The organism is Streptomyces sp. ISL-87 (genome assembly GCF_018614095.1).
In the GTDB taxonomy this organism is placed as follows: Bacteria; Actinomycetota; Actinomycetes; order Streptomycetales; family Streptomycetaceae; genus Streptomyces.
The window spans coordinates 30,564-42,983 of sequence record NZ_JAGGOY010000025.1; the positions used below are offsets into that span (position 1 = coordinate 30,564).

11 protein-coding genes are annotated in these 12,420 nt (G+C 70.5%); 9 read left to right on the top strand and 2 right to left on the bottom strand.

Annotated elements, in window-relative coordinates; all coding sequences use genetic code 11:
- The first annotated feature begins 202 nt into the window (after positions 1–202).
- The 6 genes from ftsZ (at position 203) to J7I97_RS09680 (ending at position 5,346) form a co-directional block, all read left to right on the top strand.
- Positions 203–1,405 (top strand): cell division protein FtsZ, encoded by a 1,203-nt coding sequence (gene ftsZ / locus J7I97_RS09655; protein WP_214932817.1) that lies wholly within the window; start codon positions 203–205, stop codon positions 1,403–1,405.
- A complete protein-coding gene (pgeF, locus tag J7I97_RS09660) occupies positions 1,402–2,148 on the top strand; it encodes a peptidoglycan editing factor PgeF (RefSeq protein WP_214932819.1) in 747 nt (248 codons plus the stop codon). Before ftsZ ends, pgeF begins: the two co-directional genes overlap by 4 nt.
- Before the next feature lie 3 nt (positions 2,149–2,151).
- Positions 2,152–2,871, top strand: a complete 720-nt coding sequence (locus J7I97_RS09665) for a YggS family pyridoxal phosphate-dependent enzyme (RefSeq protein WP_214932821.1) — start codon at positions 2,152–2,154, stop codon at positions 2,869–2,871.
- Positions 2,872–3,020: 149 nt separating this feature from the next.
- Entirely contained in the window at positions 3,021–3,638 is a 618-nt protein-coding gene (locus J7I97_RS09670) for a cell division protein SepF (protein WP_214932823.1), read from the top strand.
- Between the two features lie 60 nt (positions 3,639–3,698).
- The gene (locus tag J7I97_RS09675) at positions 3,699–3,995 is read left to right on the top strand and encodes a YggT family protein (protein ID WP_053689581.1); all 297 of its coding nucleotides are present in this window, start codon (positions 3,699–3,701) and stop codon (positions 3,993–3,995) included.
- Between the two features lie 82 nt (positions 3,996–4,077).
- The gene (locus J7I97_RS09680) at positions 4,078–5,346 is read left to right on the top strand and encodes a DivIVA domain-containing protein (protein WP_214932825.1); all 1,269 of its coding nucleotides are present in this window, start codon (positions 4,078–4,080) and stop codon (positions 5,344–5,346) included.
- Positions 5,347–5,932: 586 nt separating this feature from the next.
- Here J7I97_RS09680 and ileS read toward each other — a convergent pair.
- Together ileS and J7I97_RS39860 are read right to left on the bottom strand one after the other, a co-directional pair.
- Complete coding sequence (ileS, locus tag J7I97_RS09685) at positions 5,933–9,091, bottom strand: isoleucine--tRNA ligase (protein ID WP_214932827.1); 3,159 nt, start codon at positions 9,089–9,091, stop codon at positions 5,933–5,935.
- A gap of 596 nt (positions 9,092–9,687) precedes the next feature.
- Positions 9,688–10,152, bottom strand: coding sequence for a hypothetical protein (locus tag J7I97_RS39860; RefSeq protein ID WP_308369300.1), 465 nt, complete (start codon positions 10,150–10,152; stop codon positions 9,688–9,690).
- 61 nt (positions 10,153–10,213) lie between these two features.
- Here J7I97_RS39860 and J7I97_RS39865 point away from each other — a divergent pair, with 61 nt between their 5' ends.
- From J7I97_RS39865 to J7I97_RS09700, 3 genes are all read left to right on the top strand, one after another.
- The gene (locus tag J7I97_RS39865; protein WP_308363298.1) at positions 10,214–10,708 is read left to right on the top strand and encodes a TraR/DksA family transcriptional regulator; all 495 of its coding nucleotides are present in this window, start codon (positions 10,214–10,216) and stop codon (positions 10,706–10,708) included.
- Positions 10,709–10,862: 154 nt separating this feature from the next.
- Positions 10,863–11,435: a signal peptidase II gene (lspA, locus tag J7I97_RS09695; protein WP_214932831.1), complete on the top strand. Its 573-nt coding sequence runs from the start codon at positions 10,863–10,865 to the stop codon at positions 11,433–11,435.
- Positions 11,436–11,476: 41 nt separating this feature from the next.
- Positions 11,477–12,418: an RluA family pseudouridine synthase gene (locus J7I97_RS09700; RefSeq protein ID WP_214932833.1), complete on the top strand. Its 942-nt coding sequence runs from the start codon at positions 11,477–11,479 to the stop codon at positions 12,416–12,418.
- Positions 12,419–12,420 lie beyond the last annotated feature (2 nt).

Genomic DNA, 12,420 nt, shown 5'->3' on the forward strand with positions numbered 1-12,420 from the left:
TTCGGCGTGTTCGTTGAACACGCGCTACTTGTCGACTTAGTGTCCTGTTCGGAAGAGTCCAAGGAACAGACACAGTCTTAACCCTAAACTTCAGGGTTAGGGTTCGGGTCGGCGCGTTCGGACCGTCCCTATTTCGGCATCAGTCGTCGCAACGCAGGCCCGCGAGGCGGCGACACGTAACTCGAGGCGAGAGGCCTTCGACGTGGCAGCACCGCAGAACTACCTCGCAGTCATCAAGGTCATCGGTGTCGGCGGCGGTGGTGTCAATGCCATCAACCGAATGATCGAGGTCGGTCTCAAGGGCGTCGAGTTCATCGCCATCAACACGGACGCCCAGGCGCTGTTGATGAGCGACGCCGACGTCAAGCTCGACGTCGGCCGGGAACTCACCCGGGGCCTCGGCGCCGGCGCCAACCCGGATGTCGGCCGCAAGGCGGCAGAGGACCACCGCGAGGAGATCGAGGAGGTCCTCAAGGGGGCCGACATGGTCTTCGTCACCGCCGGTGAGGGCGGCGGCACCGGCACCGGCGGCGCACCCGTCGTCGCCAACATCGCGCGCTCGCTGGGCGCCCTGACGATCGGTGTGGTCACCCGGCCGTTCACCTTCGAGGGCCGGCGCCGCGCGAACCAGGCCGAGGACGGCATCGCCCAGCTCCGCGAGCAGGTCGACACCCTCATCGTCATCCCCAACGACCGGCTGCTGTCCATCTCGGACCGCCAGGTCAGCGTCCTCGACGCCTTCAAGTCGGCCGACCAGGTCCTGCTCTCCGGCGTCCAGGGCATCACCGACCTCATCACCACCCCGGGTCTGATCAACCTCGACTTCGCCGACGTCAAGTCCGTGATGTCCGAGGCCGGCTCGGCCCTGATGGGCATCGGCTCGGCGCGCGGCGACGACCGCGCGGTGGCGGCGGCCGAGATGGCGATCTCCTCGCCGCTGCTGGAGGCGTCCATCGACGGCGCCCGCGGCGTACTGCTCTCCATCTCCGGCGGCTCGGACCTGGGTCTCTTCGAGATCAACGAGGCCGCCCAGCTGGTGAGCGAGGCCGCGCACCCCGAGGCGAACATCATCTTCGGCGCCGTCATCGACGACGCGCTCGGCGACGAGGTACGGGTCACCGTCATCGCCGCCGGGTTCGACGGCGGACAGCCCCCGGCCCGCCGGGACAACGTCATCGGCGCCGCGTCCACCAAGCGCGAGGAGCCGGCCCCGGCGCCGGTCCGCGCGGCCGAGCCGGTCCGCCCGGCCTTCGGTGGCCTGGGCACCGTCACCCCGCGTGAGGAGCCCCCGGCCCCGGCCGAGATCCCGGTCGAGGCCGCGGCCCCCGCGCCGCAGGTCCCGACGGCCCGTCCGTACCAGGACAGCCCGGCCGAAGAGCTGGATGTCCCGGACTTCTTGAAGTGACCCTGGGGCAGCACATCGAGAACGGCGCCCACTTCGCCTTCACCGACCGGTGGGGCGGGGTGAGCGCCGTTCCGTACGAAGGGCTCAATCTCGGCGGTGCGGTCGGAGACGACCCGGCCGCCGTTCTCGCGAACCGGGCGATCGCCGCGAAGTCACTGGGCATCGAGCCGGACCGGGTGGTCTGGATGAACCAGGTGCACGGCCGGGACGTCGCGGTGGTGGACGCCCCTTGGGATTCCGCTTCCGCGCAGGGGGGCGGGCCGATCCCGTCCGTGGACGCGGTGGTGACCGCCCGTCGGGGACTCGCCCTCGCGGTGCTCACCGCGGACTGCACTCCGGTTCTGCTGGCCGACCCCGTTGCCGGGGTTGCGGGGGCGGCCCACGCGGGGCGGCCCGGACTGGTCGCCGGAGTGGTGCCCGCCGCCGTCGAGGCGATGGTCGCCCTCGGCGCCGAACCGGGGCGGATCGTCGCCCGTACCGGACCTGCAGTATGCGGTCGCTGCTACGAAGTGCCCGCCGGGATGCGGGACGCGGTGGCCGAGGTCGTGCCGGCCGCGTACGCCGAGACCAGCTGGGGGACACCCGCGGTCGACGTGGTCGCCGGGGTGCACGCCCAGCTCACCGAGGCGGGGGTGACGAACCTGCACCGCTCGCCGGTCTGCACACTGGAGTCGCGGGACCACTTCTCGTACCGCCGCGACCGGGTGACTGGGCGGCTTGCCGGATATGTCTGGTTGGACTGAGGAATGACGGATCGTAAGTCGGAGCTCGCGGAGAACCTCGCGCGGGTGGAGGAACGTATCTTGTCCGCCTGCGCCGCCGCCGGGCGCGAGCGGGAAGAGGTGACGCTCATCGTGGTCACCAAGACCTACCCCGCGAGCGACGTACGACTGCTGGCGGACCTGGGCGTCCGTCATGTTGCGGAAAATCGCGACCAGGATGCCGCCCCCAAGGCCGCGGCCTGCGCGGATCTGCCGCTCAGCTGGCATTTCGTAGGTCAGTTGCAGACGAACAAAGTCCGTTCCGTGGCGGGATACGCGCATGTGGTGCAGTCGGTCGACCGGCCCCGGCTGGTCACCGCGCTCTCGGCGGCCGCGGAGGGCGCCGGGCGGGAGCTCGGCTGCCTCGTGCAGATCGCACTCGACGCCGGGTCGGGGGAGCGCGGGACCCGCGGCGGCGCGGCCCCCGACCTGCTCCCGGAGTTGGCGGACCTCGTGGCCGCCGCGCCCGGACTGCGGATCGACGGTCTGATGACCGTGGCTCCGCTGGCCGGTCCGTACGCGGGCCGCGAACAGGCGGCTTTCGAGCGGCTGATGGAATTGTCATCCAGCCTGCGCAGGGACCATCCGGCTGCCACGATGGTGTCGGCCGGGATGAGCGCGGACCTGGAACAGGCCGTTGCGGCCGGTGCGACACATGTACGCGTCGGCACTGCGGTACTCGGCGCGAGACCCCGGCTCGGGTAACGTCGCCAAGAAAGTCTGACCACAGCAGAAAATATGGTCATTCCCGCAGATGAGCGGACAGACCACGTGGATCGCGGGCAGTTGGTGACTTTGGTGACACAGCGACACCTGCGACAGGGCGATCCACCACAGAGCGGAGGACTCAGAGAATGGCCGGCGCGATGCGCAAGATGGCGGTCTACCTCGGCCTCGTGGAGGACGACCGGTACGACAACCCGGGGTACGACCCCGACGACGAGTTCGAGCCCGAGCCGGAGCCGGAACGAGCCCGGGACCGGGATCGTCGGCAGCAGCCCGCGCACCAAACGCCCGTAACGGACGAACCGGTACGAGTCGCACAGCCTCCGGCCCAGCGGGAACCCGTCCCGCTGCCGGTAGAAAACGGACGTCCAGCGCGAATCGCCCCCGTGGCGTCCATCACACCTGACCGCGCCAACCTGGAGAAGAACGCCCCCGTGATCATGCCCAAGGTCGTCTCCGAGCGGGAGCCGTACCGCATCACGACGCTGCACCCCCGGACCTACAACGAGGCCCGTACCATCGGGGAACACTTCCGTGAGGGCACTCCGGTGATCATGAATCTCACGGAGATGGACGACACGGACGCGAAGCGTCTTGTCGACTTCGCCGCCGGCCTCGTGTTCGGCCTGCACGGCAGCATTGAACGCGTGACACAGAAGGTGTTCCTGCTGTCGCCTGCTAACGTCGATGTCACGGCGGAGGACAAGGCCCGCATCGCGGAGGGCGGGTTCTTCAACCAAAGCTAGACCGATCCGTCAGACACGGGACCGGGTACCGAGCGGGAGCAGGGGAGAGGGAAGCGCGGGATGGGCGTCGCACTGCAGGTGGTCTACATCGTGCTGATGTGCTTCCTTATCGTGCTGATCTTCCGACTGGTGATGGATTACGTCTTCCAGTTCGCACGTTCATGGACACCCGGCAAGGCGATGGTGGTCGTACTGGAGGCCACCTACACTGTGACCGATCCACCGCTGAAGCTTCTCCGGCGTTTCATCCCGCCGTTGCGTCTCGGGGGCGTGGCACTCGACCTGTCCTTCTTCGTTCTGATGATCATCGTTTACATCCTCATCAGTTTCGTGAGCACCGCTGCGAGAAGCGTGTGAACGATGAGCTTCTCCGCGCGCGCGGGGACAGTCCCGATACGGTCTTGCCGACTGCCGACGACTACGTAGAGGTGAAGAAGACATGCCGCTGACTCCCGAGGACGTGCGGAACAAGCAGTTCACGACCGTCCGCCTCCGAGAAGGCTATGACGAGGACGAGGTCGATGCCTTCCTCGACGAGGTCGAGTCCGAACTGACGCGCCTGCTGCGCGAGAACGAGGACCTGCGCGCCAAGCTGGCCGCCGCCACGCGTGCCGCCGCGCAGAACCAGCAGCAGCAGGGGATGCGCAAGCCGGAACCCCAGGACCAGCGCGGCCCCGGCGGCCCCGGTGCCCCCGTGCCCGCGGCCATATCCGGCCCGCCGCAGCAGCAGCAGCCGCAGATGGGCCCGCCCCAGCTGCCGGGCGGCCAGCCGCAGCTCCCCGCCGGTCCCGGCGGACACGGACCGCAGGGTCCGGGCCCGATGGGCGGCCCCATGCAGCAGCACACCATGGGCGGACAGCCGGGTATGCAGCAGCCGGGTATGCAGCAGCCGGGTATGCAGCAGCAGGGTATGCAGCAGCAGCAGGGCATGCAGCAGCAGGGCATGCAGCAGCAGTCCATGGGCGGCCAGAACCCGCTCGGCCAGCAGATGCAGCCCATGGGCCAGCAGATGCAGCCGATGGGGCAGCAGATGCAGCCCATGGGTCAGCCGATGCACCAGCAGCAGCCGCAGCTCCCGCAGCAGGGCCCCGGTGGCGACAGCGCCGCCCGCGTCCTGTCGCTCGCGCAGCAGACCGCGGACCAGGCGATCGCGGAGGCCCGTTCCGAGGCCAACAAGATCGTCGGCGAGGCGCGGAGCCGCGCCGAGGGCCTGGAGCGGGACGCCCGCGCCAAGGCCGACGCGCTGGAGCGGGACGCGCAGGAGAAGCACCGCGTCGCGATGGGCTCCCTGGAGTCCGCCCGCGCCACGCTGGAGCGCAAGGTCGAGGACCTGCGGGGCTTCGAGCGTGAGTACCGTACGCGTCTGAAGTCCTACCTTGAGTCGCAGCTGCGTCAGCTGGAGACCCAGGCCGACGACTCCCTGGCCCCGCCGCGCAACCCGGCCGGCCCGGCCCTGCCGCCGTCGCCGTCTCCGTCGATGGCTCCGGCCGGTGCGATGGGGCACTCCATGGGCGGCCCGTCCCCCATGGGCGGTCCCTCCCCGATGGGCGGCCCGTCCCCGATGGGCGGAGGGCCGTCCTACGGTGGCCAGCAGCAGATGTCCCCGGCGATGACCCAGCCGATGGCTCCGGTCCGGCCGCAGGCTCCGCAGCCGATGCAGGCGCCGGCGCCGATGCGGGGCTTCCTGATCGACGAGGACGACAACTAAGCGCCGCCGGTCTGTCGGCAGCGAGCAAGTCCGGGCCGGGCCCGGGTTCCTTCGGGAACCCGGGCCCGGCCCGTTCCCGTAGCCGCCTGCGTCGGGGCCAGGCCTGGGTATATGGCTGCGGCGCCCCCCGGGCTGCGCCCGGCCTCTGGGGCTCCGCCCCAGACCCCGCGCCTCAAACGCCGGCGGGGCTGGATTGGGCTGCGCCCGGGCCCCTGGGGCTCCGCCCCAGACCCCGCGCCTCAAACGCCGGCGAGGCTGGATTGGGCGCCCAGACGCTGGCGGGGCTGGATTGGGCGGTGCCCAGACGTCGGCGGGGCTGGATTGGGCTGCGCCCGGGCCCCTGGGGCTCCGCCCCAGAGCCCGCGCCAACGTCGGCGGGGCTGAAATGGCCCGGCCGAGCGCATTCTGGCGGCGTCGGCGAAATCCAGCCCCGCCGGCGTTTGAGGCGCGGGGGTTCGGGGGCAGCGCCCCCGCAACGGCGCCGCAGACGACCGGGGCCGGGGCTCGCCTCTGGGATTCCGCCGGACGAGACAGCTGTGGCCCGGCACCCCCACGGGGGTGGACCGGGCCACAGAGCGGCAGGCGGTTACGCCTTGCGGAGGCGGAACGTCAGGCCGAGGGGCTCGTCCGTGAACGGGTCACCGTACGCGGGGTCGGCTTCGCCCGACGCGAAGTCCGTGGCCAGCACCTCGTCCGCGATCAGCGACGCGTGGTCCGTCAGGGCCGTCACGACCTCCGGGTCCGACGAGGACCACCGCAGGGCGATCCGGTCCGCGACATCCAGGCCGGAGTTCTTCCGCGCCTCCTGGATCATGCGGATCGCGTCACGGGCCAGGCCCGCGAGGCGCAGCTCCGGGGTGATCTCCAGGTCGAGGGCGACCGTCGCACCGGAGTCCGAGGCCACCGACCAGCCCTCGCGGGGGGTCTCCGTGATGATGACCTCCTCCGGGGTGAGGGAGACCGGCTCGCCGTTCACGGAGACGACCGCCGTGCCCGAGCGCAGGGCCAGGGACAGCTCCGCCGCGTCGGCCGCCGCAACCGCCTTCGCCACGTCCTGGACGCCCTTGCCGAAGCGCTTGCCCAGCGCCCGGAAGTTGGCCTTCGCCGTGGTGTCCACCAGGGACCCGCCGACCTCGGACAGGGAGGCCAGGGAGGAGACGTTCAGCTCCTCCGTGATCTGGGACTGGAGGGCGGGCGACAGGGCGTCGAAGCCCGCCGCGCCGACCAGCGCCCGCGAGAGCGGCTGGCGGGTCTTCACGCCGGACTCCGCGCGGGTCGCCCGGCCCAGCTCCACGAGGCGGCGTACCAGCTGCATCTGCTGGGAGAGGGTGGGGTCGATCGCGGCCGTGTCGGCGACGGGCCACGTGGAGAGGTGGACCGACTCCGGGGCGTCCGGGGTCACCGGGACGATCATGTCCTGCCAGACCCGCTCCGTGATGAAGGGGGTCAGGGGGGCCATGAGGCGCGTGACCGTCTCCACCACGTCGTGCAGGGTGCGCAGAGCCGCCGCGTCGCCCTGCCAGAAGCGGCGCCGCGAGCGGCGGACGTACCAGTTGGAGAGGTCGTCCACGAAGGAGGACAGGAGCTTGCCCGCGCGCTGGGTGTCGTACGACTCCATCGCCTCCGTGACCTCGGAGGTCAGGGCGTGCAGCTCGGACAGGAGCCAGCGGTCCAGGACCGTGCGGTCCGCCGGGGCCGGGTCGGCCGCCGAAGGCGCCCAGCCCGACGTACGGGCGTACAGGGCCTGGAAGGCGACCGTGTTCCAGTACGTGAGGAGGGTCTTGCGGACGACCTCCTGGATCGTGCCGTGGCCCACGCGCCGCGCCGCCCACGGCGAGCCGCCCGCCGCCATGAACCATCGGACCGCGTCCGCGCCGTGCTGGTCCATCAGCGGGATCGGCTGGAGGATGTTGCCCAGGTGCTTGGACATCTTGCGGCCGTCCTCGGCGAGGATGTGGCCCAGGCAGACCACGTTCTCGTAGGACGACTTGTCGAAGACGAGGGTGCCGACCGCCATCAGCGTGTAGAACCAGCCGCGGGTCTGGTCGATCGCCTCCGAGATGAACTGCGCCGGGTAGCGCTTCTCGAAGATCTCCTTGTTCTTGTACGGGTAGCCCCACTGCGCGAACGGCATCGAGCCCGAGTCGTACCAGGCGTCGATGACCTCCGGGACGCGGACGGCCGTGAGGGAGCAGCCCTCCGCCGTGCAGGGGAAGGTGACCTCGTCGATGTACGGGCGGTGCGGGTCCAGGGAGGAGTGGTCCCGGCCGGACAGCTCGCTCAGCTCCGCACGCGAGCCGACGCACGTGAGGTGGTTCTCCTCGCAGCGCCAGATCGGCAGCGGGGTGCCCCAGTAGCGGTTGCGGGACAGCGCCCAGTCGATGTTGTTGTTCAGCCAGTCACCGAAGCGGCCCTGCTTGACCGAGTCCGGGAACCAGTTCGTCTTCTCGTTCTCCCGCAGCATCGCGTCCTTGACGGCGGTGGTGCGGACGTACCAGGACGGCTGCGCGTAGTAGAGCAGCGCGGTGTGGCAGCGCCAGCAGTGCGGGTAGCTGTGCTCGTAGGCGATGTGCTTGAAGAGCAGGCCGCGCGCGTCGAGGTCGGCCGTCAGCTTCTCGTCGGCCTTCTTGAAGAAGACGCCGCCGACGAGCGGGACCTCTTCCTCGAAGGTGCCGTCGGGGCGGACCGGGTTCACGACCGGCAGGCCGTACGCGCGGCAGACCGCGAGGTCGTCGGCGCCGAAGGCGGGGGACTGGTGGACCAGACCGGTGCCGTCCTCGGTCGTGACGTACTCGGCGTTCACGACGTAGTGGGCCGGCTCGGGGAATTCCACCAGCTCGAAGGGGCGCTGGTAGTTCCAGCGCTCCATCTCCTTGCCGGTGAAGGACTCCCCGGTGGCCTCCCAGCCCTCACCGAGGGCCTTCTCCAGCAGCGGCTGGGCGACGACGAGCTTCTCTGAGTCCTCGCCGCTGGTACGGCGGGCGACGACGTACGTGACCTCCGGGTGTGCGGCCACGGCGGTGTTCGAGACCAGGGTCCAGGGCGTGGTCGTCCAGACCAGGAGGGCCGCCTCGCCCGCCAGCGGGCCGCTCGTCAGCGGGAAGCGGACGAACACCGAGGGGTCCACGACCGTCTCGTAGCCCTGCGCCAGCTCGTGGTCCGAGAGGCCGGTGCCGCAGCGCGGGCACCAGGGGGCGACGCGGTGGTCCTGGGTGAGCAGGCCCTTGTTGAAGATCTCCTTCAGCGACCACCACACGGACTCGACGTACTCGGGGTCCATGGTCCGGTAGGCGTCGTCCAGGTCGACCCAGTAGCCCATCCGGGTCGTGAGCTCGGCGAACGCGTCGGTGTGGCGGGTCACGGACTCGCGGCACTTGGCGTTGAACTCGGCGATGCCGTACGCCTCGATGTCCTGCTTGCCGTTGAAGCCGAGCTCCTTCTCGACGGCGAGCTCGACGGGCAGGCCGTGGCAGTCCCAGCCGGCCTTGCGGGCCACGTGGTAGCCGCGCATGGTGCGGAACCGGGGGAAGACGTCCTTGAAGACGCGGGCCTCGATGTGGTGCGCGCCGGGCATGCCGTTCGCGGTGGGCGGGCCCTCGTAGAAGACCCACTCGGGGCGGCCCTCGGACTGCTCCAGGGTCTTGGCGAAGGTCTTGCTCTCGCGCCAGAAGTCGAGGACGGCGTGCTCAAGGGCAGGCAGGTCGACCTGGGCGGGTACCGGGCGGTACTGCGGCGGTGTGGTCATGAGGCTGAACTCTTCCTCCGGCGGGGTGTCATTCCGTCCGGAGGGACGAGAGCCTTGGCTGCTCCCGCGGTACCACCCTCCTTGGCCTCCGGACGGGTCCGGGGGCCCCCTCATTGGGGTGCGAAGCCGGTTCTACTCGCCTCACGGGGATCCGTGCGGGCTTTCTTCCGGCGGCTCCGGGGTGATCCTTCGCATCGCGCTCGCCCCCGGGCTCTCACCGTCCCCGGGTCGCTCCTGGCTGCGTCCGACGCTACTCGTCCCCATCCATGCCTTTCGCTGGGCCCAGTGTACGGGCCGGGGGGCCGCTCGGCAGACCGGTTTAGGGGGGCCGCGGGCGTGGCGTGGGGTGGGCCCCGGTATGACCCGAATGGGCCGATGGGGCGGTCCGGGATCCGGTGGGGAGGTAGGACCGGGTTATCGGGCTTCCTGATGGGCACAACGGATGCAGGTTGGCAGCCAGGGACGCGTGCCCCGTTGCCGCGGGGCCGGAGGCGATTTATCGTTCCGGCACGATTCGCGAGCAAGATCACAGTATGTGAAGGGGCCGCGGCCATGGTGGCGAAGAAGACCGCCAGGAGTACTGCAGGGAGTACCGATCAGGCTGCCGCCAAGAACGCGGTTGAGGCGACGACCCCGGCCGGGAAGGCAACCACTGCCGGGAAGGCTCCGGCGAAGAAGGTGACGGCCGCGAAGAAGACACCGGCGAGGAAGGCGACTGCCACGAAGACACCGGCCACCAAGGCGTCGGCCAAGAAAGCACCGGCCACCAAGGCGTCTGCCAAGAGGGCACCGGCCACCAAGGCACCGGCAAGGAAGGCACCAGCCACCAAGGCACCGGCCACGAAGGCACCAGCCACCAAGGCGACGGCCAAGAAGGCGCCGGCCGTGAAGAAGGCGACCGCTGCCAAGAAGCCGACGGCCAAGAAGGCGTCGACGGACAAGGCACCGGCTACCAAGACGACGGCCGTGAAGACGGCGACCGCCGCCAAGAAGGCGTCGGCCGGCACGGCGACGGCCAAGAACGCGACTGCCGTCGGGAAGACGACCGCGAGGAAGGTCACGGCCAAGCCGGCCGTGGCCGAGGGGGCGGCCCAGGCCGCGGAAGAGACGGGAGCCCGGAAAGTGGTTGCCAAGAAGAGCACGGGTACGGCCAGGAAGACGGCTGCCGCCGCCACCAGCGGGCTGCCCAAGGCGCGGGTCACGGCGGTGGGCCTCACGCCGGGCGAGCTCGCCGTACGGGCCGGGGAGGACCCCTGGACCGAGCAGGAGGTCACCGAGGCCCGCGACGAGCTGTCGAGCGAGGTGCTGCGGCTGCGCAGCGAGCTGGAGTCCTCCGAGCAGGCCATCGCCGGCCTGATGCGGGACTCGGGTGACGGCGCGGGCGACGACCAGGCCGACACCGGCACCAAGAACATCACCCGGGAGTCCGAACTGGCCCTCGCCGCGAACGCCACGCTGATGCTGGAGCAGACCGAGCGGGCCCTGGAACGGCTGGACGCGGGCACGTACGGCCTCTGCGAGAACTGCGGGCAGCCCATCGGCAAGGCCAGGATGCAGGCCTTCCCGCGGGCCACGCTGTGCGTGGACTGCAAGCAGAAGCAGGAGCGGCGGCACTAGGGGGTGTCCGGCGGCTCAGGGCCGGACAGCCCCCAGCCGGGCACCGGGCGGGCGGCGGGCGGTGCCCTGACGTACCCTCGTGTCTCGTCAGGGTCCAGGAACCTGGCAGGGCGATGTCGTCGGAACCTGGTTCGAGCTAGTTCGAGGGACTCACGTGGCAGAGGCGGAGCGCATCATCGGTACGCCCGAGGTCGGGGACGACTTCCAGCCGGAACCGGAGCCGGAGCCCGCGCGGCCCACCGGGCGGCGGCGGATCGTGGCGCTGCTGGTGGTGGCGGTGCTCGCGTACCTGCTCGACCTGGGCAGCAAGATGCTGGTCGTCGCGAAGCTGGAGCACCAGGCGCCGATCGAGCTCATCGGCGACCTGCTGAAGTTCGAGGCGGTTCGCAACCCCGGTGCCGCCTTCGGCTTCGGCGAGGCCTTCACGATCATCTTCACGTGCATCGCCGCCACCGTGATCGTGGTGATCGTGCGGCTGGCCCGCAAGCTCTACAGCCTGCCGTGGGCGATCGCCCTGGGCCTGCTGCTGGGTGGTGCGCTGGGCAATCTGACCGACCGGATCTTCCGCGCGCCGGGTGTGTTCCGGGGAGCGGTCGTCGACTTCATCGCGCCGGCTCATTTCGCCGTCTTCAACCTCGCGGACTCGGCGATCGTGTGCGGCGGGATCCTGATCGTCCTGCTGTCGTTCAGGGGTCTGGACCCGGACGGGACCGTCCACAAGGACTGATCGCGGGAGGGCGCCGCGGCGGAGTCCTGCATACTCGACGGGTGAGTACGATTCCCGAGATCCGCACCCTGCCCGTTCCCGATGGCCTTGAGGGCGAGCGCGTCGACGCCGCCATCGCCCGTATGTTCGGTTTTTCCCGGACGAAGGCGGCCGAGCTCGCGGCCGCGGGGAAGGTGGCGGTCGACGGCAGCGTCGTCGGGAAGTCCGAGCGGGTGCACGGCGGTGCCTGGCTCGAAGTCGAGATGCCCGCGCCGCCGCGGCCGGTCGAACTCGTCGCCGAGCCCGTCCCGGGCATGGAGATCATCCACGACGACGATGACGTGGTCGTGGTGATGAAGCCGGTGGGCGTCGCCGCCCACCCGAGCCCCGGCTGGACCGGCACCACCGTCATCGGCGGCCTCGCCGCCGCCGGCTACCGGATCTCCACCTCCGGCGCGTCCGAGCGCCAGGGTGTCGTGCACCGCCTCGACGTCGGCACGTCCGGCCTCATGGCCGTCGCCAAGTCCGAGCGCGCGTACACCTCGCTGAAGAACCAGTTCCGCGAGCGGATCGTGGACAAGCGCTACCACGCGCTGGTGCAGGGGCACCCGGACCCGATGAGCGGCACGATCGACGCGCCGATCGGGCGGCACCCGAGCGCGGACTACAAGTGGGCCGTGACCCAGGAGGGCAAGCCCTCCGTCACCCACTACGACCTGATCGAGGCCTTCCGCGCGGCCTCGCTGCTGGACATCAAGCTGGAGACCGGGCGTACGCACCAGATCCGCGTGCACATGTCCGCGCACCGGCACCCGTGTGTGGGTGACCTGACGTACGGGGCCGACCCGACGGTCGCGAAGCGGCTGGGGCTGACCCGGCAGTGGCTGCACGCGGTGCGGCTCGGCTTCGAGCACCCGTCGGACGGGGGGTGGGTGGAGTTCGAGAGCACCTACCCGGCGGACCTCCAGCACGCGCTGGACGTGATCCGGGCCGAGAGCGAGTGACG

Coding starts and splice junctions, on each gene's coding strand:
- J7I97_RS09665 (WP_214932821.1), top strand. CDS start 2,152: ATGACGGATCGTAAGTCGGAGCTCGCGGAGAACCTCGCGCGGGTGGAG.
- J7I97_RS09670 (WP_214932823.1), top strand. CDS start 3,021: ATGGCCGGCGCGATGCGCAAGATGGCGGTCTACCTCGGCCTCGTGGAG.
- J7I97_RS09675 (WP_053689581.1), top strand. CDS start 3,699: ATGGGCGTCGCACTGCAGGTGGTCTACATCGTGCTGATGTGCTTCCTT.
- J7I97_RS09680 (WP_214932825.1), top strand. CDS start 4,078: ATGCCGCTGACTCCCGAGGACGTGCGGAACAAGCAGTTCACGACCGTC.
- ileS (WP_214932827.1), bottom strand. CDS start 9,091: ATGACCACACCGCCGCAGTACCGCCCGGTACCCGCCCAGGTCGACCTG.